This is a genomic window from Sphingobacterium bovistauri (genome assembly GCF_020295405.1).
Classification (GTDB): domain Bacteria; phylum Bacteroidota; class Bacteroidia; order Sphingobacteriales; family Sphingobacteriaceae; genus Sphingobacterium; species Sphingobacterium bovistauri.
On sequence record NZ_JADEYP010000003.1, the window covers coordinates 72699 to 97848 of the forward strand.

16 protein-coding genes are annotated in these 25150 nt (G+C 35.7%); 15 read left to right on the forward strand and 1 reads right to left on the reverse strand.

What is annotated here, in order from left to right; all coding sequences use genetic code 11:
• The first annotated feature begins 46 nt into the window (after positions 1 to 46).
• The 15 genes from IPZ78_RS02485 to IPZ78_RS02560 all read left to right on the forward strand — a co-directional run bounded on the left by IPZ78_RS02485 (position 47) and on the right by IPZ78_RS02560 (position 23913).
• Positions 47 to 505, forward strand: a complete 459-nt coding sequence (locus tag IPZ78_RS02485; RefSeq protein WP_225551351.1) for a hypothetical protein — start codon at positions 47 to 49, stop codon at positions 503 to 505.
• 46 nt (positions 506 to 551) lie between these two features.
• Positions 552 to 1613: an aminotransferase class I/II-fold pyridoxal phosphate-dependent enzyme gene (locus IPZ78_RS02490; RefSeq protein WP_225551352.1), complete on the forward strand. Its 1062-nt coding sequence runs from the start codon at positions 552 to 554 to the stop codon at positions 1611 to 1613.
• Positions 1614 to 1818: 205 nt separating this feature from the next.
• A complete protein-coding gene (locus IPZ78_RS02495) occupies positions 1819 to 2112 on the forward strand; it encodes an HU family DNA-binding protein (protein ID WP_132777778.1) in 294 nt (97 codons plus the stop codon).
• Positions 2113 to 2126: 14 nt separating this feature from the next.
• Positions 2127 to 2966, forward strand: a complete 840-nt coding sequence (locus tag IPZ78_RS02500; protein WP_225551353.1) for a tetratricopeptide repeat protein — start codon at positions 2127 to 2129, stop codon at positions 2964 to 2966.
• Between the two features lie 304 nt (positions 2967 to 3270).
• Entirely contained in the window at positions 3271 to 4824 is a 1554-nt protein-coding gene (locus IPZ78_RS02510) for an Rne/Rng family ribonuclease (protein ID WP_225551354.1), read from the forward strand.
• A 257-nt stretch (positions 4825 to 5081) separates the two neighbouring features.
• Positions 5082 to 6575 (forward strand): sulfatase family protein, encoded by a 1494-nt coding sequence (locus IPZ78_RS02515; protein ID WP_225551355.1) that lies wholly within the window; start codon positions 5082 to 5084, stop codon positions 6573 to 6575.
• 323 nt (positions 6576 to 6898) lie between these two features.
• Positions 6899 to 7489, forward strand: coding sequence for an RNA polymerase sigma factor (locus IPZ78_RS02520; RefSeq protein ID WP_225551356.1), 591 nt, complete (start codon positions 6899 to 6901; stop codon positions 7487 to 7489).
• A 77-nt stretch (positions 7490 to 7566) separates the two neighbouring features.
• Positions 7567 to 8745 carry a FecR family protein gene (locus tag IPZ78_RS02525; protein WP_225551357.1) on the forward strand — a complete coding sequence of 393 codons (1179 nt, stop codon included), beginning with the start codon at positions 7567 to 7569 and terminating at the stop codon, positions 8743 to 8745.
• A gap of 127 nt (positions 8746 to 8872) precedes the next feature.
• Positions 8873 to 12313 (forward strand): TonB-dependent receptor, encoded by a 3441-nt coding sequence (locus IPZ78_RS02530; protein WP_225551358.1) that lies wholly within the window; start codon positions 8873 to 8875, stop codon positions 12311 to 12313.
• An 11-nt stretch (positions 12314 to 12324) separates the two neighbouring features.
• On the forward strand, positions 12325 to 14040 hold the full coding sequence (locus tag IPZ78_RS02535; RefSeq protein WP_225551359.1) for a RagB/SusD family nutrient uptake outer membrane protein: 1716 nt from the start codon (positions 12325 to 12327) through the stop codon (positions 14038 to 14040).
• Between the two features lie 107 nt (positions 14041 to 14147).
• On the forward strand, positions 14148 to 15005 hold the full coding sequence (locus IPZ78_RS02540; RefSeq protein WP_225551360.1) for a glycoside hydrolase family 16 protein: 858 nt from the start codon (positions 14148 to 14150) through the stop codon (positions 15003 to 15005).
• A 15-nt stretch (positions 15006 to 15020) separates the two neighbouring features.
• Entirely contained in the window at positions 15021 to 16550 is a 1530-nt protein-coding gene (locus tag IPZ78_RS02545) for an alpha-L-fucosidase (protein WP_225551361.1), read from the forward strand.
• A gap of 208 nt (positions 16551 to 16758) precedes the next feature.
• Positions 16759 to 19980 (forward strand): SusC/RagA family TonB-linked outer membrane protein, encoded by a 3222-nt coding sequence (locus IPZ78_RS02550; protein WP_225551362.1) that lies wholly within the window; start codon positions 16759 to 16761, stop codon positions 19978 to 19980.
• 10 nt (positions 19981 to 19990) lie between these two features.
• Complete coding sequence (locus IPZ78_RS02555; protein ID WP_225551363.1) at positions 19991 to 21829, forward strand: RagB/SusD family nutrient uptake outer membrane protein; 1839 nt, start codon at positions 19991 to 19993, stop codon at positions 21827 to 21829.
• A 17-nt stretch (positions 21830 to 21846) separates the two neighbouring features.
• On the forward strand, positions 21847 to 23913 hold the full coding sequence (locus IPZ78_RS02560) for a glycosyl hydrolase family 18 protein (RefSeq protein WP_225551364.1): 2067 nt from the start codon (positions 21847 to 21849) through the stop codon (positions 23911 to 23913).
• A gap of 138 nt (positions 23914 to 24051) precedes the next feature.
• Here IPZ78_RS02560 and prfB read toward each other — a convergent pair.
• Positions 24052 to 25135, reverse strand: a protein-coding gene (gene prfB, locus IPZ78_RS02565; RefSeq protein WP_225551365.1) for a peptide chain release factor 2 whose coding sequence is annotated in 2 segments (ribosomal slippage) — positions 24052 to 25074 and positions 25076 to 25135 — 1083 coding nt in all. Because the reading frame shifts where the segments join, the coding sequence is not laid out codon by codon here.
• Between the last annotated feature and the right edge of the window lie 15 nt (positions 25136 to 25150).

Below are 25150 nucleotides of genomic sequence, written 5' to 3' on the forward strand. Positions count from 1 at the left end.
TCGTGTGCCTTTTTGTTATCTTTAATGTATCTCTAATGGTTTGAGTATGAAATATATCTGTGTCGTCTGTCTTTTGATTCTTAGTTGTTTTACATTTGCGCAAGAAATTAAAAAATCTAATTGGATTGTAGGTCCCTCTATTGGTTATCAGCATCAAGATAAAAATTTCTTGAAGGCCTCTTTTTGGGCGCTTAAGGATGTGGGGTATGCAAATTATTTGCGGTTTGACGTTGGCGCAAACTTAACTTTTCAAGATAAAAAGGCGCACATAATACCAGAACTTGGGACCACATATTATTTAAGTGCAAAAGGTGTTTGGCCATTTATAAAAGGAGAGGTAACACCGTATACATTAACGCCGAAATTCGGATTAGGATTATTCAATATAATAGAAGTTGCAGCTGGCTATGGATTTGAATTACAACAAAAAAAGAACTTAACTCCTATCAAAGGTTTCAGCTTTAGCCTTGGTGTAAGCCTTCCTCTCAATTATCATTTATATTAGTCAAAATTTAGGTGAATGTTTACATTTGCCCTACAAGTCCTCATAAATGAATTCATTTAGACAGCTACATCAACCGACAAGCCGAATCATTCATCTTCATCAAAAAGATTATTTATTCTTTGGTGGAACAGCATATTTTGGGTTGTTAGTTAGCCAAGAATATCAAGCTTTGATCCAAGAGGGATTTTCTATATATGGCTTGAATAATGGAACCTCTAGATCTAACAACGTACAATTGGGAATTTATGATGAAGGTGAGGCGGTGCTGGCAGGGAGATTTGGACAAGAAGATGCTGCTTTGTTCTCTAGTGGCTATCTTGCTGCACAGGCTGCGGTAAAAGCTTTTGCTAGAAACAGAGCTGTCTATTATGCGCCAAATACTCATCAGGCGCTTTGGATAGACGAAAAGCCTACTGTTTATCAGTCAGACTTTAAGGAGTGGATAAATCAGGTAATACAAGATATAAATGAGTCGACAGAAACTGAAGTTTTGATTATTGCTAATGCAATGGATAATCTAAAACCCGAAGTTTATGATTTTAACCAACTTCGTAATATAATTCCTTCAAAGAATGTTGTGTTGATATTGGATGATTCTCATGGATTAGGTGTCGTAAATAAGAATGGAGTGTCATCCAAAATTGTCAATCTCGCTTATGCACCTCATATCTCTACAATTATTGTTGCCTCACTAGCTAAGGGTTTGGGTACCGATGCAGGGGTGGTCTTAGGTAATAGGCATTTAATTTCAGAAATAAAAAAAACTCCAATTTTTATGGGGGCGTCACCAAGTAGTCCCGCGTTTATATATGCCCTGACTAAAAGTGAGTCACTATATGATGAAGCTTTTGATAAATTACATCAAAATATCAAAGAATTGACGAGTAGATTGAGTGATAATTCGCTGTTGAACTATGAGGAAAATTTTCCTGTCTTTACATCTTCTGACTCAAATTTGTATCAATATTTGTTTCAAAACGAGATGATCATATCAAGTTTTCCCTATCCATTGCCCTCAAGTCCGCTGTTAAACAGGATAGTGCTCTCTTCATTACACACGAAAGCGGATATAGAGAAATTAACAGATGTTTTACAGTCTTATGTCTAATAATAGTTTGAAAATCAACTAAATAATTGTAGATTTGCGAACTATTTTTGATGTGGCATAGGTAGCTGTTGGGCTTAATCGTTTGATTATTAAAAAAATATGTTTGATAAATAGTGCGAATTATTTTTAAACATCATGAAAAAACGATAATTTTGCATCCCCAAATGTGGGTAGTGGAGAAATAAATTATTACAGATTATTAGATATGACTAAAGCAGAAATTATTGCAGAAATCTCTACCAAGACTGGTTTAGAGAAGGTTGATGTACAAGAAACGGTTGAAGCGTTCTTCAAGGTTGTTAAAAATGCGATGATTGAGGGTGAAAACGTATACGTTAGAGGTTTTGGAAGTTTTGTGGTGAAAAAAAGAGCTGAGAAAACAGCACGTAATATATCAAAAAACACAGCTATTATTATCCCTGAGCACTTCGTGCCTAGCTTTAAACCTGCAAAAGTTTTTGTGGAAAAAGTGAAAAATGGAAATAAAGTAAAAAAATAATTTAAATTCGCTTTATGCTTAATACCAAACAAATAGTTGTAGTTGTAGTTGTGATCGTGATGATTGGGGCCTTGTTGGCACAACCTATTAAAGGTTTGGTAGATAAGGATGAGCAAAATACTGCAGCGGTTGCTGAAGAATCAGCTTCATCAATGTATACATTGAAAAGTGTTTCTGAATTAGCTAAACAAGGTATCAATGCTTCATTGGCTCAAGAAATTTCTACTATCGAACAACAGGTAGTAAAAGCTGAGGGAGAGGATAAAGTATCTTTGTTGCAGTCGTTAGCAAATAAATGGGAAGATTTGGCAAAACCAATCCCTCAGGGATTCATCTATAAAGAAATCGCGGAGTCTACTCCAGCGTTGGAATACTGGGTGAAGGCTGGTGATGCTTTCCGTACGGGGTATACTAATCAGCAAGATACAGCTTTAGCTTCTGCCTTGAATAAATTGGCTATTGAATCTTATCAAAAAGCAGTAGATTTGGATGCTAATAACTTAGCAGCTAAAACTGGATTAGGAGCTTCATTGGTAACAGGTTCGGCCAATCCAATGGCAGGTATTGCTTTATTGCGCGAGGTAGTGCAAGCAGACCCCAAAAATTTAGATGCTAACAAAACATTAGGTTTGTTTTCTATGCAGTCTGGTCAGTTTGATCGAGCGATCGATCGCTTCAAGACTGTCATTGAAATAAAAGCTGATGCTGAATCGTATTTCTATTTAGCTACAGCTTACGAAAAAATTGGTCAAAAGACAGAAGCCATTGCTGCTTACGCTAAGAGTAAAGAGATGGCGGCTGATCCGACCCTATCTCAATATATTGATCGTCAGATAGAAGAATTGAGTAAATAATAATTAACAGATTTTTTTAACATTATTTAAAAACATTAAAGCTATGCCAAGCGGAAAAAAAAGAAAAAGACACAAAATGGCTACTCACAAACGTAAAAAGCGTTTAAGAAAAAATAGACACAAGAAAAAATAGGTCTTGTTGGTCGTCTTAAAGATTTATTTAATCTAAAAAGACAGTATACAATCTATGAAAAACTTCGGTTATCTTCATAGATTGTATTTTTTCATTATACAAGTTTTTTATGTTTCATAGGGAAATCATGTTGAAGCGCGAGGCTTCGGCATCCCAAAATTTGAGTAGCTGTTGGTAAAGGAATTAATTATCGATTCGACTCCTGAAAACGGAGTAACTATTGCTTTACTACAGGACAAGCAACTTGTTGAACTAAACAAAGAGCAGGCAGGCAATCATTTTTCGGTAGGGGATATTTATCTCGGCCGTATCAAAAAGATTATGCCTGGATTGAATGCAGCATTCGTAGATGTAGGCTATGACAAAGATGCTTTTTTGCATTATCTAGATTTAGGTCCACAAGTACAATCCTTACTTAAGCTTACGCGAGTAGTAAAGAATGGCAGTTATCAAGAGAATCTGCTAAATAGTTTGAAACTTGAGAAGGATATCGATAAGGCTGGTAAAATTTCAGACGTGCTTAGTCGCAACGTCATGATTCCAGTACAGATAGCTAAAGAGCCGATATCAACAAAAGGGCCTCGATTGAGCTCAGACTTGTCTATAGCAGGTCGATTTGTTGTGTTAGTGCCTTTTTCAAGTTCGGTTTCCATTTCCAAAAAAATCAAAGCAAGTGCCGAGCGTACACGTCTGAAAAAGATTGTGGAAAGTATTAAGCCAGCGAATTTTGGCGTAATCATTCGTACGGTATCTGAAGGTAAAGGAGTAGAAGAACTACAAAAGGACCTTCTGGATCTGATTGCAAAATGGGAATTGTTTACCAAGCGCCTTAAGAATGTAGAGCCTCCTCAAAAGATACTAGGTGAGATGGATAGAGCATCTACCATTTTACGTGATATCTTGACTGATGAGTTTACACATATTCATGTGAATGATTCCTCCATATATGAAGAAGTTAAATCATATGTGCAAGAAATCTCTCCAGAGCTGGAAAAAATAGTCAAATTGTATAAACACAAGGAGCCTATTTTCGATCATTTTGGTGTAGAGAAACAGATTAAGGCGTCTTTCGGCAAGACGGTTAATTTACAAGGAGGTGCATATCTTGTCATCGAACATACCGAGGCATTGCACGTCATAGACGTAAATAGTGGTAACCGAATTGCTAGTAAAGAAAATCAGGAAGATAATGCGCTATTGGTAAATAAGGAGGCGGCAAGAGAAATTGCACGTCAACTACGTTTACGTGATATGGGCGGTATTGTGGTCATCGATTTCATTGATATGCACAAGCCACAGAATCGTAAAGATCTGTATGTCTACCTGAAAGAATGTATGAATGAGGATAGAGCTCGTCATACGATATTACCACCAAGTAAATTTGGGTTGGTACAAATTACACGTCAGCGTGTACGTCCAGAAATGAGCGTCGTGACTAATGAAAAATGTCCAGCTTGTGATGGTACGGGAGAAATAAGATCAAGCATCGTATTGCTTGACGATATAGAGAATAACTTAAGTTTTATCCTCGAGGAACAAAATGAGAAAGGAGTGACACTGTGTGTACATCCTTATATAGACGCCTACATTACGTCTGGTTTGATTTCACGTCGATTGAAATGGTTCTTTAAATATGGGAAATGGATTAAAGTAAAATCAAATCCTGCCTATTATTTAACGGAATTTCATTTCTTCAATCAGAAAGATGAAGAGATTAAGTTGTAAGATGAAAGAAATTGAAAAAGCGGTACCTGATAAAGGTGCCGCTTTTTTTTTGCCTTTTGTAAAAATTTTACAATCATTTGTTATGTATGACATATGATGTGTAAATTGGCAAATCTTTTTAATATTTATGATTTCTAAAATATTATTTACCAAATCATTGTTTAGAAAGATTAATACGACTAACTAACATCTAAAATTTTAAACATAAACCAAGAAAGGTAATCATGATTAAAAGGCTTATAATGCTAACTGTTGTTATGGGAAATATAATTTTTTCTCATGCACAGCAATCCAAACCAAATGTTGTTATTATTATTTCGGACGACCATTCTTACCAAACTATTGGTGCATATGGATCCAAAATTGGACGTACGCCACAAATTGATCGTATAGCGAAAGAAGGACTAATATTCAATAATGCTTATGTGAATAATTCCATCTGTGGACCAAGTAGAGCGACTTTACTTACAGGCAAGTACAGTCACAAGAATGGTTTTAAGGATAATGAAACCTCTCATTTTGATTTTTCTCAAAATCTATTCGTAAAGGATTTACAGCATGTGGGCTACAAAACAGCATGGATTGGTAAAATACATTTGGGTCATCAATTGCAAGGATTCAATTATTATGATATTCTGAATGATCAAGGGCATTATTTCAATCCTGATTTTATTTCAAATAAGGGTACAGAGCGTGTTGAAGGCTATGTGTCTGATATTGTTACAGATAAGGCTATAGATTGGCTGGATTCCATTGATACAAAGGATCCTTTTTGTTTAGTTATTGGTCATAAGGCAACACATCGTACGTGGATGCCAGATCCTAAAGACTTTGGTGCATATGATAATGATACGTTCCCATTACCAGAAACATTTTATGATGATTATTCCACTCGAAAGGCTGCTGTAGGACAGGAAATGTCTATTGATAAAGATATGCGTATGGGTTACGATTTGAAAATGTTCGAATCCTGGGATAAGATGATGGCTGATGGCAACTTTAAGCGCATGAATGAAGAGCAAAAAAAGCAATATGCGGCTTATTACCAGCCTATTTATGAAAAATTACAATCGGATAAATTATCAGGTAAAGCTTTGGCAGAGTGGAAGTACAGAAGATACATGATCGATTATTTGAACACTGCACAATCCATGGATCGTAATATCGGAAGAGTGTTGGATTATTTAAAGGCAAATAACCTGGAGCGAAATACGATTATAATTTATTTATCGGATCAGGGATTTTACATGGGTGAGCACGGTTGGTTTGACAAGAGATTTATGTATCAAGAGTCATTCCGCACGCCATTTATCATGAAATATCCAAAGCTAATAAAGAATGGAGTTCACACGAATGCAAGTGTCGTCAATGCGGATGTTGCACCTACATTATTAGAATTGGCTGGTGTTAATAAACCTAGCGACATGCAAGGTAAGTCTTTTGTTCCAGTTTTAAAATCGGCTAAGAAAGAGCATAGAAAACAAATATTCTATCATTATTTCGAAAATGGCGAACATGCTGTTTCGCCACACTTTGGTGTGAAAGAAGGGCGCTATAAGTTGATTCGCTTTTACAAGCGCGTAGAATCATGGGAACTTTTTGATCTGCAAAAAGACCCACAAGAAATGCGAAATATGTATGATGATCCAAAGTACAAAGGCGTTGTTAAGAAAATGAAAAAGGCTTTATTGAAACAAATCAAAGAATTTGATGACAAAGAAGCTGCGGATATTTTTAACAAGGAAATTTAAAATTTTATTTATAAGAGTGCTTAATGTGAGTTGTGGGTAAAATATAGATTCTATCCACAATTCTTTTTTTAAGTAGTGGTAAAGTCTAATTAATTATCGATGAGTTAGTTATAAATTGTTTTGGTCTTTTTTTTCATAAAACTAATTTGAATACGTATTGATCCCAACTCTATAGGAGTAGGTTCAGAATACGATAATTTCAAATTTGATATAGCAACGAAAAAAAAATATAAAAATGCAACCACTGCTATTATGTATTATGTATTATATATTATATATTTATAACCAAATATAAATTATAGATAACCAGTAATTTATTTGTTGTGAGCAATATAAGTTTCAAAAATTTGGGTGATGAAGAATTGTTGAAGAAATTTAACGATGGGGTTTATGATGCATTTACAGAAATTTATATAAGATATAGTCCTGAGTTATATCGGCATGCACTCAAGATGCTGAAGGATAGAGAATCTGCTCAAGATGTTATTCAAGAGGTATTTACGAATTTATGGATTAATAGGAATTCCATTGTATTCAATAGCTCTCCTAAAAGTTATTTGTATACATCTGTTAGAAATAGAATTCTGGATATAATAGCAAAGGAGAAGTCTGAAAACAAATATATAGCATCTCTTGATCATTTTATTCAAAGTGGAAATTATATTACCGATAATTTGATCAGAGAGAAGGAGTTAGAATCCGTAATCAATCAGGAAATATCAAATCTACCCGCCAAAATGCGTGTGGTATTCGAATTAAGTCGCAAAGAATATAAATCATATGCAGATATTGCGCAAGAATTGGGTATGGCTGAGAATACTGTTCGGAAACATATTACTAAAGCATTAAGTAGACTAAGACCTAGGATCTCTGATTTTTTAATTTTAGCCTTTACTCTTAAATATTTTTTTTAAAAAATATTCCCCTTAAGTACTACTTTCATATTACTTACCCGTCTCATCTAATATAACGGGTACACAACCCTAAATTTATGATGACCAACAAGACAGCAAAGGAGCTTTTAGCGAAGTATAATTCAGGTACCATATCTGATGAGGAATTGGCTGTTTTAGAAAGTTGGTATAATCAACAAGCTAAAGAGAACACTGATCTAGTGCTGTCTGACGAAGAAATTGAAGAGGAGTTAATAAAGATTTCAAAAAATCTTCAATTTTTAAAAAATGATACATCGCATGTTCATATCGGTAGAAGTAAAAGATTGTGGTATATAGCTGCTTCTATCCTAATTGTTTTCACATTTGGTATTTCATATCTATTCATCAATCCTAAATCAGATTCATCTAATCTTGAATTAACAGGATCTATGCCTGAAAACAAAAAAAATGATGTTATAATTCCTGGCGATAAAAGGGCAATTTTGACATTAGATGATAATACACAAATTGTTTTAGATGATGTTGAAGCAGGTGATATAAAGGCAACTAGCAATGTGAAAATAAGCAAAACCTCAGCGGGTCAGTTGATTTACGATGTTAGTTCTGCTCAAGCGGATGAAAATATTCCAAGTGGATATAATACAATAAGTACTCCTGCTGGAGGGGAATATCAAGTAAAATTATCGGATGGCACTTTCGTGTTTCTTAATGCTAAATCTTCTATTAAATTTCCAACCATATTCAGAGGAGATGATAGACGTGTGGAGATATCTGGTGAAGTCTACTTTGATGTGAGTCATAATCCACAAAAACCATTCATAGTTCAAGCGGGAGATCAAACTATAAAAGTATTAGGTACGGAGTTTAATATTAACTCATATTCTAAAATAAAAGGTATAAAAACCACATTGATTGAGGGTTCTGTGCTGGTTCGGTCTAATTTGAAAAATATTAGTAAAGTATTGAAGCCGGGGCAAGAATCGATTCTAGATCAGAATCATAGCAAATTTTCTGTTTCAAATGTTGATTTGGAAAGTGCTGTTGCATGGAAAAATGGCTATTTCATTTTTCAAGACGAGGAATTAGAAGATATCATGAACCAGATATCAAGATGGTATGATGTTGATATCGAATATAGAAATATTAACAAAAGCACACAATTTGGAGGCGCTATTTCGAAATATAGAAAGCTGGAAGATGTGTTGAGTCTTTTGGAATTGACAGATAAAGTAAAATTTAAAATTCAAGGAAGGAGGATTATAATAATGAATTGAAGTTTACTTTATAAAATATGAATTTATAAAAAAAAGTCTTGAAGTGCTGGAACACAACAAGACTAAAGATAGGTTCATTACATTCTCATTGCTTAGATAGAAAAATTATAAACCCGATTTTAAAGTTATGAAATTTAATTGTTTAGTTCCAAATGGGGAGACCTATTTGAGCTATAAAAATTTGTTGATTATGAAATTGACTATAGCACTCATTCTAGTTTGCTTTTTTCAATCGATTGCGAACACTAACGCTCAGCGTATCACACTTTCTGAAAAAAACGCTTCTCTTGAGAAAATAATAAACCAAATACGTAAGCAAAGTAAATTTGATTTTGTATTTCATTCATCTGTAATGAAAGAGGCTAATCCTGTAAATGTTTCTGTGTCAAATGTTAGTTTGAAAGAAGCATTGGATGTAGTGCTTATAAACCAATCTTTAACCTATACCATCAAGGATAGGGCGGTCGTAATCAAAAAAGGCCAGCAAGCAGATGTGATTGATATTAAGGGTACTGTTATCGATGAAAACAATGCGCCTGTTTTAGGTGTAAATGTTAAAGTTAAGGGGGCAAAAGAAGTTACTACTACAGATGTAAATGGAAGTTTTGTGCTGAAAGGCATTAAAAAGAATTCCGTTATTCAATTTTCTTTCTTAGGATATGAAACTCTTGAGATGCCTGCTGCCGTTAATTTAAATGCAGTCCGTCTGAAAAGGATAAATGCTGATCTAGATGAAGTAGTGGTTGTAGGGTATGGTACCATGCGCAGAAGCGATCTTACAGGATCAATCTCAAGTATAAAGCCAGATGAAAAGGACGCTTCAAAATCTCTGTCTGTTGATAATTTAATCCAAGGTAAGGTAGCTGGGGTAAATGTTAGTGGAGGTGTGGCAGCGCCAGGTGCGGCACCAAATATTGTTATTAGAGGAGCTAATTCATTACGTGGAGATAATCAACCTTTATATGTTATTGATAATATCCCACAAGGATCAGTTGGTTCATTTGCAGGAAGTGCATTAGGTGGTGGTGATTTTGATATTCAACAAAATCCGTTAACAAATTTAAGTCCTTCAGATATTGAAGATATTCAAATATTAAAGGATGCATCTGCTACTGCAATTTATGGTTCTAGGGGGGCCAATGGAGTTATCCTTATTACGACCAAAAAAGGTAAAGCTGGAGCACCAAAAATCAACCTTACATCAAACTATACTGTAGCAGAAGCTACAAGATTGAGACCCATGCTTAATATTGAAGAATATGCAGCCTATAGAAATGAAAAAAATGGGGGTACACCAGTTTTTTATAAAGAGGGCAATGAGATGCGTTATGTATTTGGTGGTGAAGTATATGATCCGAATGTAGATTCTACGTACCGTGTAGTGAGAGGAAGGAACTGGCAGAATGAAATTTATGGAAATCCACTTTCTCAATCATACAACTTATCAGTAAATGGTGGTGATAAAGTTAAATACTACATTGCTGGAGATTACAAGGATATAAAAGGTGTTGTAAAAGAAACTGGATTGAAACAGGGAGGATTACGTTTGAATTTAGGAGGAAATTTGACGCAAAAGCTTATTTTCAATACGTCCATATCTGCTAATCTAAAGACAAATAATATGATGGCAGGTGGAAATACGAAAGGTGGAGCTACAGGTTCTATCACACGTTCTGCCATAGATTCTGCACCATTTGAAATGCCAGCAGATGATCCTACTTTAGCACAAAATGATGAACTTCGCACTACAGCGCTAGCTTGGTTAACTGATTACGCAGATTTGGCTGATGAAAAATCAATTCGTGCTTCAGCAGATTTGACTTGGAATTTTGCGAAAGGTTTCTCTTATGTCATGCGTACTGGTGGTAATATTTTGATGCAAGACCGTACAAAATGGTATGATGAAGGCATCTGGTTAGGTTTAAATAATAATGGTTATTTAGGCAATTCAAATCTTAATAGTAATAACTACACAATCGAGAACTTAGTTAACTACAATGGTGATTTGGGTAAGATTGGTAAAATCTCTGCAACTGCAGGTGTTACTTATGATGATTACAACTGGTTAAATAGAAATATTCTAGCTTCTAACTTCGATTTTAAAGGTTTAGGAACTAAAGGGTTGCATATGGCAACCAACCAAACCATAGCGTCACCTAGTCAAAGTGACTATCAATTGTTGTCGTATTTGGGGCGTGTAAATTTATCTTTTTTGGAGAGCAAGTACTTAGTTACTTTAACAGCTCGCGCAGATGGAAGTAGCAAATTCATTCCTGATAATAGATGGTCTTTATTCCCTTCAGCAGCTGTTGCTTGGAGAATTAATCAAGAAGAGTTTCTTAGTTCTGCCACTTGGGTAAAAGATTTAAAACTACGTCTTGGATATGGTAAGACTGGTAGCCAATCCATAAATCCGTATAGCACAATATATAACTATACGCAAACTAGAGAATACACAGGTACTAATGGTACATTGAACAAAGCAATCACAGTTTCTAATTTGTCAAATAGTGACCTTATTTGGGAAACTACCTCAGCTTACAATGCTGGTTTGGATTTTAATTTTTGGAATGGCCGTTTAGGTGGTAGTTTGGAGTATTATTACAAAGAGACTTCTGATCTTTTAATTAATAAAAACTTAGCTCCATCTGCAGGGTTCTCAGCAATAACTGTAAACCAAGGCGCATTAAGTAATAGAGGGTTCGAATTGGCATTAAATAGCGACCTGATCAAAAATGATAATTTATTGTGGCAAATCTCAGGTAATATTGGCACTAATGCACGTAAAGTATTGTCGTTGGGCTCTCCTTTAATGGATTTGGGCACAGTCAAAGGATCGGGGTATTTAGGTAATTCGATAGGGGATCATTTCGGTGTAGCCAACATATTTTTAGTAGGTGAGGCTCCTGGATTGTTCTATGGTTTTAAAACAGATGGTATTATTCAGACTGGTGCGACTAATTTACCAAAGACTACATTGTTTAATATGTTGCCTGGAGAAATTAATGTAGTGGATACGAACGGTGATGGTGTGATAAGTGCGCTAGATATGACGATTATCGGAGACCCGAATCCAGATTTCAACTATGGTTTTCAGACATCGTTGAACTATAAGAAATTTCAATTTTCTACTTCTTTCTACGGTGTAAAAGGTGGTGATATTTTGAATGGAAATATCCGATATGAGGAAACTCCTGCTGCTAATACACCTAATCTTACAAGTGAGGCGTACAATAATGCTTGGCGGGTAGATGCACCTAATAATTTGTATCCTTCGTTGACAAGTTCAGTTAAGAATTACATCTATGATCGATTTGTTGAAGATGGTAGCTTCTTGAGATGCGGCGATATTACATTAGGTTACACATTTGATAGTGCTTCATTAGGCAACAAAATAGGTTCTATAAACATTTTTGGATCGGTGAAAAATGCATTTGTAATCACAAATTATTCAGGATACGACCCTGAGATGAGAACTTTTTCTTTTGATGGTTTACGTCCAGGAGTCGATTTGAATTCTTTTTCAAATCCTAGACAATTTGTGTTTGGTTTTAATGTTAAGTTTTAATGAGTACTGAGATGAAAAAAATTATTTATATATCAAGTCTTTTGAGTGTATTATGCTTGACTTCATGTGAAAAATTATTGGACGAAAAGCCAGAATATACAGTAAATAGTATTACCGCTTTTGAATCGGAAACTTCCGCAAATATGGCATTACAAGGGTGTTATGCCTATTTAACAGAGTATAATCTGTACGGTCAAAATTTCCAAGAGCTTTTAGTAGGTTCAAGTGGTTTGGCATATGGTCAAAATAATAACATTGGTTATGCAGAATTTGTATCATTGAATATTAGTGAAACGAATACCACCGTATCATTAAGTTGGTCTGGCCTGTACAAAGTAATTAGCGAATGTAATTATTTGATCGCTGGTGTTGAGAAAAGTAATTTGAGTGATTCTTTTAAAAGCCAAGCTATAGGTGAAGCTAGATTCTTAAGAGCTCTTTGTTACTTCAACTTGGCAAATCTTTTTGGTGGTGTGCCTTTACGTATCGACCCAACGACTTCAACTACTGTCGATTTACCAAAATCAACTCGTGCGGAGGTGTATGCACAAGCTGAACAAGACTGGAGGTATGCCGCAGAAAACTTAAATATAGTAAAAGCTTCTGGTCGTGCAAGTAAGTATGCCGCCTATGCTTATTTAACCAAGTTATATTGGACACTTGCTAGTGCCGAGGGAAGTTCATCTGCTAATTGGGCAAAAGCTAAAGAGGTGGGTGATCAAGTGATAGCCCTCGGTGGGTACAATCTAGAAGACAAATTTGCCAAACTGTTTGAGAATAAGTCATTAGGTTCTGTAGAATCAATTTTTCAAATTAATTTTTCATCCAATACCAATGGATATGGAAATAGAGGGAATTGGGTGTTCTCGCCGACTAACTCTTCTAATCCAGGTATTTCTTGGGCGAGATATCGCGCTTCGAAAGCTTTCTTTGATCAATTCAAAGGGACGTATCCAGATGACCCAAGGTTAGCGACAACGTTTATGGTTCAATTTAAATTAATTAAAACGAACAATACAGTACATTATACTTACCCATATTTATATGGTGCGGCAACGACAAATACATTGCCTACAGACTCAGTGAATTATGCTACACTGGAAGATCCTACTAATCCAAAAGTGTCAGAATTGTCCGATGCCATGCAGGCGGCTTTTGTAAGAAATGGAGGAAGAGATTATAGCTGGCCATACTTTAAAAAACAGTATGATGCTACTGCTACAGCACAGAATAGTAATAAAAACTTATTGGTTTATCGTTATGCTGACTTCTTGCTTATCATGGCTGATGTAGAAAACGAATTGGGGAATAATTCTGAGGCTATTAGCCATATCAATAAAGTCCTTACAAGAGCACGTAATTCTGCTCCTAATAGAACATATCCCCAGAATGTAATTACGTCTTCACAGTCAGAATTACGTGATAAAATTTTCTATGAGCGCTTGTTTGAGCTGGCAGGTGAATTTGACAATTTCACTGATATCAGAAGACGTGGGGTAGAGTATTTCGCAAAAGTATTGGAAAGACATGATAACCATCACATCACTAGAGCACAGGTTGAGTACAATAAATCTTTAAACAATAATCTAGCCTTTATGGATTATTTGATATTGGAAAACGTTAACAAAAATGAACTTTTGCAAAGAAATTTGCTTTTACCTATTCCAAGAAATGAGTTAAATACCAATGGCGGTTTGACAAACGAAGATCAAAACTACGGTTATTAAAATTTAAAAATGGCAATGTCCAACTACCCAATAAAAAATAGGGTAGTTGGATAATTGATCTTCTGTTTATACGCTAAATAGGAAATTGGCCTCAGAAAAAACTAGCTATGAAAAACCTAATAAGAATATTTCCGACACTACTGTTGGCAATATTTGTATTGAAATCTTGCGCAAATAAAAAAATATTATCTCAGTCTAAAGGTGAGGTTAAAGATTCTACGAGTTTCACACTGATATGGTCAGATGAGTTTGCAAAAGATGGCTCTTTTGATTCTAATAAATGGAGTTACGCCAAACGCGGTAGAGTTGCATGGAATAAATTCATTACACAAGATGAAGCATACGCTCATCAAAAGAATGGCAATCTGGTTTTACGAATGGATAATAAACAGATTCCAGGGGACACAATAGCATATCATTCTGGAGGTGTACAATCATCAACCAAGTTTAATCTTAAATATGGTAAGATAGAAGTCAAAGCGAAATTCACGCAAGGCAAAGGTTCCTGGCCTGCGATTTGGATGATGCCCGAGCCTCAATATGCCAAGGGTACTTGGCCAGAGTGCGGCGAAATCGATATCATGGAGCATGTGAATAATGAACCAGTCATTCATCAGACATTGCATAATGCTGCGCATACTGCAAAATCTGGCGTAAGCACAGCTTCAAAGTCATCCAATTATAACGTAAACGACTACAATACTTATAGTATGATATGGACTCCTGATGTTATCGAGTTTTATCTGAATGAACAGCTGACCTATTCCTACTCCAGATCACAGAACTGGAATAATAAGGAATGGCCTTATGATGTGCCTTTCTACATCATTCTTAATCAGGCTGGTGGAGCTGGATGGCCAGGAAAACTTGATGAATCTGATTTGCCCTTTCAGATGGACGTAGATTATGTACGTGTATATGATTTACCATTAAAAGAAAAAATAAAATTCGGACTACCCAAATAGAAAATACATTATAATATGAAGAAGATAGCAAGCTTATGCGCTTTCGCATTACTATTCTTGAATAGTGTTTATGCTCAAAATTATATAAAACTTAATCCTAGTGATACTGAGGGAGAGCTTGTCCGCAAGGCAGCCTCCGTCAAGCCGACTACACGCCAACTTAATTGGCAGAAGTTAGAAATTACTGGATTCGTGCATTTCGGGATTAATACATTCACAGGTAAAGAATGGGGCGATGGAACCGAAAGTCCTACACTGTTTAATCCTACAAAATTGGATACCGATCAGTGGGTACGCATTGCAAAAGAATCAGGTATAAAACTGTTAATCCTTACTGCAAAACATCATGATGGCTTTTGTCTATGGCCAACGAATACTACGGATTATTCCATAAAAAAATCACCCTACAAGAATGGACAAGGTGATATTCTCAAGGAACTGGCAGAGTCTTGTAAGAAATACGATATGAAAATAGGTGTATACTTATCACCTTGGGATAGAAATGCAAAATCATACGGTAGCGAAAAGTACAATGAAATGTTTCGAAATCAACTTAAAGAGGTCTTAACTAATTACGGAAAGATTGACGAAGTATGGTTTGATGGTGCGAATGGTGAAGGGCCAAATGGTAAAAAGCAAGAGTATGATTGGGCTTCATACTACAGTGTGATTCGTGAGCTTCAGCCTGAGGCTGTAATAGCTGTTATGGGACCAGATGTACGTTGGGTAGGTACGGAGACGGGATACGGTAGAGACACTGAATGGTCTGTAGTGCCTACAAATAACTTGGACAAAAATAAAATCGCTGAAGGTTCGCAGCAGCAAATGAATATTAAACCTGCAGGTGATATGCGTAGAAAAGATGTAGGTAGCCGCGATGTGATTAGAAAAGCTGAAGGATTAGTATGGTATCCTGCTGAAACTGATGTATCCATCAGGCCAGGATGGTTTTATCATGAAAATCAAAATTCGAAAGTTAAATCGCCTGAAAAACTGTTAGATATTTATTTTAACTCTGTAGGTAAAAACGGTGTTTTACTTTTAAATATTCCGCCAACAAGAGAAGGTTTATTTCATGCTATAGATGAAAATAACCTGATTGAGTGGAAGGAACTTAGGGATTCTATTTTCGGGACTAATTTACTATTTCAAAATGGTGACAAGCTTAAAAAGGATAACAACCGAATTCAGAAAAAGGATGATGGCGAAAAGATTTGGACTACAATACAGGAAAATCAACAGTTAGTTTTTGAATATTCTTCTAAGAAACCATTCAAAACAAACATCATTCAATTGGGTGAATATATCAAATGGGGACAACGTGTTGAAAAATTTGAACTTCAAATTTTGAATGACAACAAATGGACTACAGTTGCAACAGGCACTACCGTGGGGTACAAACGTATTGTCACATTCCCAGAAGTAACTACTAATCATGTTCGAATCGTTATAAAACAATCACGAGTACAACCTTATATTGATAAAATTGGACTCTACCACTATGAAGGTGTTGACCGTTTAGAAGGGAACACGGAAAAGAAATAACATTTATAGAGACAACTTCGTCAGCACATTCGCTCATATAGACTTTATGAGCGGGTGTGTTTCGGATTAGTTAATTATTGAGATGGAACCACTTTTAGAAAGGAGGTATGTGACTGCTATGCGATAACACATTCATAAAACGGAATTAAAATAACGTAGAGTTTAATTTAATATAGCTCTTCAACTTATCAATTTAACCAATTAATTTATGATAAAATTTTTAACACCTCCTTTCCATGCTGTAAAAAGGAGAAACGCGTCTGTATTTACAGTTATAATGACTGCGGTGGTAACATCCAGTTTTGCAAATACCTTAAACGTAGATAAGGGAATTGTCAATGCAAATACGTTTAGAAATACTGGAATCAACAGCTCCCAGTTGCTTTTGAATAATAAACAAACTACTATTCGTGGAAAAATAGTAGATAAAGATAATAATGCTTTAGCTGGTGTGAATATATCAGTCGCTGGCTCTAAAGAATCAACGCTTTCTGCTGCTGATGGATCATTTACTATAAAAGGAAATATTGGAACAGAATTAATTTTTTCTTACGTAGGGTATAATAAAGTCGAATATAAAGTTGAATCTTTAGATGACAACATGATCACTTTAATGGAGAATAGTGAAGTGTTGGAGGAGGCTGTGGTTGTAGGTTTTGGAACGCAAAAAAAATCTAGTGTTGTAAGTTCTATTACTAGTGTAAAAGGTTCTGATTTACGATTCCCCACAAGAAATTTGACAAATAACCTTGCTGGTCAACTACCTGGTTTGATTGCTATTCAACGTTCTGGTGAACCAGGTTATGACAATTCAGAATTTTGGATTCGTGGAGTAAGCTCCTTTTCTGGAGGAACGAGTCCATTGGTGTTGGTTGACGGTATACCTCGCGCGATGCAAGATATCGAACCCGACGAGATAGAGACTTTCACTCTTTTGAAAGATGCAGCAGCAACTGCTGTATATGGAGCTGAGGGAGCCAATGGTGTAATCATTATTACGTCTAAACGTGGTATAAGTCAAAAGACTCAAGTCAACTACAGAGGTGAATATAGCGTAATGAAACCGACAAGATTACCAGAGTTTTTAAATTCTGCTGACTACATGATGCTTTATAATGAAGCACTGAAGAATGAAGGTTCAGCGATAATGTTTTCTGATGAATTAATAGAAAATTACCGTAAGGGCGAAGATTTGGATTTATATCCGAATACCAATTGGTTAGATCTGATGCTAGATGATAAAACCAAGAATATGCGACATACACTAAATTTCAGAGGGGGTGGTGATATAGCTAAGTTCTTTGTTTCAGGCGCATATTTTTCAGAAAGTGGGATTTTTAAACAAAATGAGCTTGCTGAATACAATAATAATATTGGACTTAAGCGCTATAATTTGCGTTCGAATATAGACTTGCAGGTCACAAAATCTACTTCACTATTTGTTGATTTAAGTGGTCAATATCTTACCACCAATTATCCTGGTGTTGGTACAGGTTTGATTTTTCAACGAATGACAACAATTCCTTCGTACATCATACCGGCAATATATTCGGACGGAACAATACCAGGCCATCCACGTCCTAGTGGAAACCGTATAAATCCTTATAATTTACTAATGGAGTCGGGCTATGCTAAGGAATGGCGATCAAGTGTACAATCTAATGTGGGAGTGAAGCAAAATTTAAATTTCATCACCGAAGGATTAACAGCGCAAGGTAATATTAGTTACGATGCAGTTATGAATTATTACATGACACGTACGAAAACTCCCAAGCAGTTTTATGCAACAGGTAGGAATCCAGATGGCTCTTTAATCTATCGTGAAGTTGTTGCTGGAAATCCTGATTTTGGAGAGCCTTCTGAAACCAACAATGGGAATAAAAACATCTATTTAGAGATGTCTTTAAGATATAATCGAAAATTTCTTGAGAAACATGATGTAGGAGGGATGTTATTGACTTATCAGAAGGAATCGCAATTGCACAGTGAGGCATTGGCATTTCGTAAGCAAGGTTATGTTGGACGTGTGACTTATGGATACGATAATCGCTATGCGATAGAAGGTAATTTTGGTTTTACGGGGTCAGAAACTTTCGCGCAGGATTATCGTTTTGGATTTTTTCCAGCTGTAGGAGCTTCTTGGACTATTAGTAATGAACCATTTTTAGGTGATAATTTTAAATCCGTTGTAAATAATTTACGTTTAAGAGCATCATTGGGTCGTACGGGTAATGATAATACGGGTGGTGCTAGATTTTTATATAGAGGAACATTTGCAACAGGAGCAGCAGGTTATCCTTTCGGTATCGGTGGATCAGGCACACTGAATGGATTGGCTGGCCTTATAGAAGGACGTTTTGAAGCGCCTTATTTGTCTTGGGAAATTGAAGATAAAAAGAATTTGGGTCTAGAGATAGGTCTCTGGAATAATAAAATCGATTTACAGGTTGATTATTTTGATAACAATCGTTCTAATATTTTATTACAAAGACGTACGGTATCAGCGGTAGCAGGATTTCGTCAAAATCCATGGCAAAACTTTGGGAAAGTTTCCAATCAAGGTGTGGATGGAAGCATAAATATTAGACAGAAAATTGGTAGTGAATTTATTTTGAGTGCACGAGGAAATGTGACGTATGCTCGAAATAAAATAATCGAATATGATGAGATTCCACAATTATACCCATGGATGAACGATACAGGTAATCGCTTAAGAAGTTGGAATTTGTATATAGCTGATGGATTGTATAAGCATGATGATTTCATTATCACAGATAATAATGGAGTCAAATCCTATCAGTTAAAAGATGATGTAGTAAGTTCTACATTAAGTTCAAATATTCGTCCTGGAGATATAAAATATCAGGATTTAAATGGTGACGGTATTATTAATCAATACGATCAAACTAAGCGAGCAGCCAACCCCAATGTGCCTGAATTAATTTATGGATTTGGTTTGTCAGGGGAGTACAAAAGCTTCTATGCAAATGTGTTTTTTCAAGGTGCTGGAAAAGTTTCCACAGTTCTTGGCGCCAATTCGCCAGCTGGATTCTTCCCTTTCCAATGGGGAGTTGATGAATCAAACCTTCGTGTTCAAGCGTTAGACCGTTGGACAGAAGAAAACCCTTCTGATAATGTATTTTACCCAAGGTTACATTCTGCAACTTTTGCAAACAATTCTGTGGCAAGTACTTGGTGGTTAAGGGACGCTTCTTTTATACGATTGAAAAATGTTGAAATAGGATATAGATTTAAAGAAACAGGACTCTCAAAATATGGATTAAAGTCAGGTAGGATTTATTTGAATGGAAATAATATTCACGTGTGGGATAACATAAAAATGTGGGATCCTGAATTAGGTAATGCAAATGAAGGTCTTAATTATCCAATACCATCAGCCTATACATTTGGACTTGAATTTAACTTCTAAAAAATAAATTATGAAAAAGATACGTAATACATATAAAATGATGCTCGTTTTAGCTTCATTAACCTTAACCAACTGCAATAAAGATTTTTTAAACGTTTCGGATGAATTAGCAGGTCAACTGACCATGACCGAAATTTTTGAAAATGCGGGATATACTAGAAATTGGCACCGCAATATTTTTACAGGTATTCCAAATAGCTCAGGATTGATTTTAGATGTTGGCGCCTTAACAAATCCATGGACAGGTTCGTCAGATGAATTAAAAATGGCACAGGGAACCTTAAGAACATTGAATTCAAATGGATTTAACTCGGGAAATGCACCTTTTCATAGATGGGGTGGATTGTACACATTAATCAGACAAGCCAATCTCTTTATAGAAAATGCAAAGGAGATCCCACAATCAGGCGATACAGATTTTATTGATGCCACTGAATTAAAGAAGATGAAAGCTCAAGCGAGATTTTTACGAGCTTATTATCATTACCTATTATTTGAGCAATATGGACCTGTGCCAATTATGGAGTCGTCCATTATTCCTTCATCAACTGAGATTGATTTCGAAAGAAATTCTGTGGATGAAGTTGTAGATTATTTGTATAAAGAATTGACGGAAGTTTCCGCAGAGTTAGACGAAAATTTATCAGATCAAAATTATTTAGCACTACCAAGTAAAGGAGTAGCATTAGCGGTGAGAGCAAGATTATTGATTTATGCGGCAAGTCCTTTGTATAATGGTGGGTATGAAGAGTCTTTGGCTGTTACAAACCCATCGGGAAAAAAACTTTTCAGTCCTGCAGATCCTACAAAATGGAATAAGGCAGAATTAGCGCTAAAGGAATTTATCGATTTCGCAGAATCAGGTAAGTATGAGCTTTATAAGGCATATACTAATGGTGCATATGATCCAGATAAATCGTTATATGAATTATTCATAAAGTATAATCCTGAAATAATTTGGGCGAATCCAAATCATTCGTGGGGCGCAGTGAATGGTGAAGGTGTGGACAGAAGATCAACACCAAGGTCGGAGAATGCCGGTTTTGCGAATATTGCTGTAACACAAGAATTGGTCGATGATTTCTTTATGAATGATGGTCTACCGATAGAAGAATCTCCAAAATACAGTGAAAATGGATTTGCCGTTGCTGGTGATGATGTGACAGGACGCACTGAAGTAGGTACATATAAAATGTGGGTCAATAGAGAGCCTCGATTCTATCAAACCGTTTTTTATCACGGTCGTAAATGGCATTTAACAAATAGAGTAGTGAAATTTAACCGTGGAAATGGAAATGACAATACCGCTGCAGATCACCCGTGGTCAGGGTATTTGTTGTATAAACGAATCTCTCGAAATGTACATAACCAAGGTTCATTCCCTAAAAGTGAATATAGACCATCAGTTATTTTTAGGTTAGCTGAGTTTCAATTGTTGTATGCAGAAGCTATGAATGAGGTTAATCCATCCAATCCTTTGATTATTGATTATGTAGACAAAATAAGAGAAAGAGCGGGTATCCCGAAATTAAGAGATATCAAGCCTAATATTATTGGTAATCAAAATCTGCAACGCGAAGCTATCCGTGCCGAGATGCGTGTAGAGTTAGCGACAGAAGGTCAGCGTTACTTTGATGTGAGACGATGGATGATCGCTGAAAATGAAGTCGGTAAGGGTGGACAAGGTGGACTCTTCTATGGAATGAACATGGGAGCAACAAGTGAAGCTGAATTTTTCAAAAGAACTTCTTATGAGAATAGAGCTTTCGCACGTGAGATGTACTTATATCCAATTCCTCTAGCAGAAATTCAAAAAAGTAAAAAGTTGGTTCAGAACCCCGGTTGGTAACAATTAAATATAAAATTATGAGAAATAATTTTTTTGCAATCCTGCTATGTTTAGTATTGGTGTCAGTCGCATATAGAGGTTCTGCACAATATTACATTGGAGGGTACATTCGCCCAGATCGATTGGAAACAGGTCAGATAGGAGCAGAAATTTTAAATAAACATACCGATCTGATGATTTTGGGCTTTCATCCCAAGGCAAATGGATATTTATTACGCACGGATCATCAAGCCACATTCACATCTGGTATAAATTATGAGGGCAGCTTTCAAGGTCGCGCAGGAGTAATGTCATTTAGTGGTGTATCTAACGCATTAATGAATGGTCAACAGGATTTATTGGTAAATAATAAAACCTTTACGTTTGCTTCTTGGGTCTATATAAATGGGCAATCGACCTATGTGCCGGGCAAATTTTTGTTTAAAAAACAAGAAAATGGCAAAGAAATAAGTTTAAGAATAGGAGGCAACTACGGACAATTAATATTTAGAGTTGTCGAAAACGGTATTACTTATTCTGCTACTGCTAATGCACCTGTTACAGGGATTTTATCTAACCAATGGAATCATATAGCCATTACATTTAATGGAATAGGAACAGCTGGCTCACAAATCAAATTATATGTGAATGGTGTGGCAAAAGTTATGGATTCTTCTGTTGCCTTTCCAACTACATTACCTATTATAAATGGTAATTTTAATATTGGAGAGAATTTTAGCGGCTATTTGGATGAAATATTAGTTAATGACTTAGCATTAGGGCAATCTGACATTACTAATTTTTATAACGGAACTTACAACTTTACATCTTTTAATATAACAAAGACAGTTGCGTTATGGAATTTTGACGATACTAATAATGTTGGTAAAGACTTGCGATCTCATAAAAATATTATAAGTCGGATTAAGTCAATGCGTAATTCTCCAAACATTAAAATTCACTTAACGATATCGGGTGGAGAGTGGCAAACCGCAATTTCTACAGCGACAGGAAGAACAAACTTTGCCAATGATATCAATAATATTATCATTGATCAACAGTTAGACGGGGTGGACGTAGATTTAGAATGGCCAACACAGAACACGGCAGCTGCATTTGCAAATTATAGTGCATTTGTTTTGAAATTGAGGGAAGTTATTGGTAATTCAAAGACATTGTCATTGTCCCTTCATCCAGGCTATTATAAGGCTAGTTTACCTGCTATAGATGCTTCTGACCATGTTGCTATACAGATGTATGGTCCAAGTACGACTTGGTGGAGTTATACCAAGTATGTGGAGGCAGCGCAAGCAGCTTTAGCTTACGGAATTCCTAAAAGTAAATTAATAATGGGCTTACCATTTTTCGCAACAACTGGGGTAGCTGGAGAGCAGATTGGGTATCGAGATATTGTAAGTGCAAATCCAAATTTGAATTTTGGTGTAGACCAAATAATGTTTAACGGTAAGAATTATACGTTTAATGGTGTAAATACTATTATCCAAAAATCTCAATATGTATGTCAAAATCAATTGGGTGGGATTATGGCATGGGATATACCTTTAGATATGTTGGATTATAATTCATCTCATTCTTTAGTTCGTGCTGCAATAGATGCATTGAATAGTTGTGCTACCTCAAGTAATGTCACATTATTTGGTGCAAAAAGGGTTAATGATGACATAACCGTTGATTGGCAATTAAATCAGTCTAAAGAAATAAATTATTGTGTTATTGAATATTCTAACGATAGTACTAACTTTTATCAATTGGATTCTATCGCTATACAAGCAGGTCTTAAAGATAGTGTTAAGACGTTTTCAATGAAGATGAAGTTGGTTTCATTAGTAAAATCAGTAGAGAAGGCGAGTCTATCTATTATTGGGGGCATTGTATTTTTAATTTTTGCAATCCAGTTGACAAGTAGTAAAAAGTTGAGATCCTTGATAGCTATTTTTGCTGTGACATTAACTATTGTATCTTGTCAAAGGGAGGAGTTTGTTGCAGAAGAATCTAGTAGTGAAAAGAACCAATATATACGTGTTAAGGCTGTTGATCATCAAGGGAAAACATCTTATAGTGATATTGTTAAAATAGCACATTAATATTTTGATGACTATTTAAACAATGTATTTAGTCACAGGATTTTGAATTTAAAAGAGTCTATAAATATTCAATATGAATTTTTATAGACTCTTATTTTTTTTAGAATAAATCTCTAAATAGATTTAGTAATGAGGGAATTAACCTCCGAATTCCATTAAATACGATTTTAAGAATTCATCCAAATCACCATCGAGTACAGCTTGCGTATTTGATGTTTCTGTACCAGTTCTTAAGTCTTTAATTAATTTGTAAGGGTGAAGTACATAATTGCGGATTTGCGATCCCCATTCAATTTTTTTCTTTGATCCCTCTATCGCGGCAGAAGCCTCTTGACGTTTACGCATTTCAATCTCATACAATTGAGATTTTAGTAAACGCAACGCATTTTCTTTATTCTGTAATTGCGAACGAGATTCCTGATTTTTGATAATGATTCCTGATGGTTTGTGATGTAAACGTACAGCAGTTTCCACTTTGTTTACGTTCTGTCCACCAGCACCTCCAGCCCTGAAAGTATCAAACTCAATTTCAGAGTCTTTTACTTCAATTTCTATATTGTCATCAACTAAAGGGTAGACATACACTGAAGCAAACGATGTATGTCGTTTGGCGTTGGAGTCAAATGGTGATATACGTACTAAGCGATGAACACCGTTTTCACCTTTTAAATATCCATAAGCAAAGTCTCCCGAGAATTGTAAGGTTACTGTTTTTATACCAGCAACGTCACCCTCTTGATGATCTTGCTCCGTTACTTTACAGCCATGTTTTTCGCCCCACATGATATACATGCGCATTAACATTGCAGCCCAATCACATGATTCTGTACCACCTGCTCCTGCAGTTATTTGTAAGATGGCATCGAGTTGGTCTTCTTCTGCGCTTAGCATATTTTTGAACTCCAGCTCTTCCACTTCAGTACGAGCAATTTGATATTGCTCTTCAGCATCTTGTTCGCTAGCATCTCCAGATTGGAAAAATTCATACATAATAGCAACATCATCAACAGAAGCTACGACCTGATCAAAATGCTCAGTCCAAATTTTTAAAATCTTTATGCCTTGCAGTATTTTTTCTGCTTCTTTAGGGGAGTCCCAAAAAGTAGGTTGTAGTGTAATTGCAGTATCTTTTTCTATCTCTGCTTTTTTCGCATCGATGTCAAAGATGCCTCCTCAGGGAAGTAACGCGATCCCTCAAGTCTTGAATTTGTTCTTTGGTCATATTTCAAAGGTAATA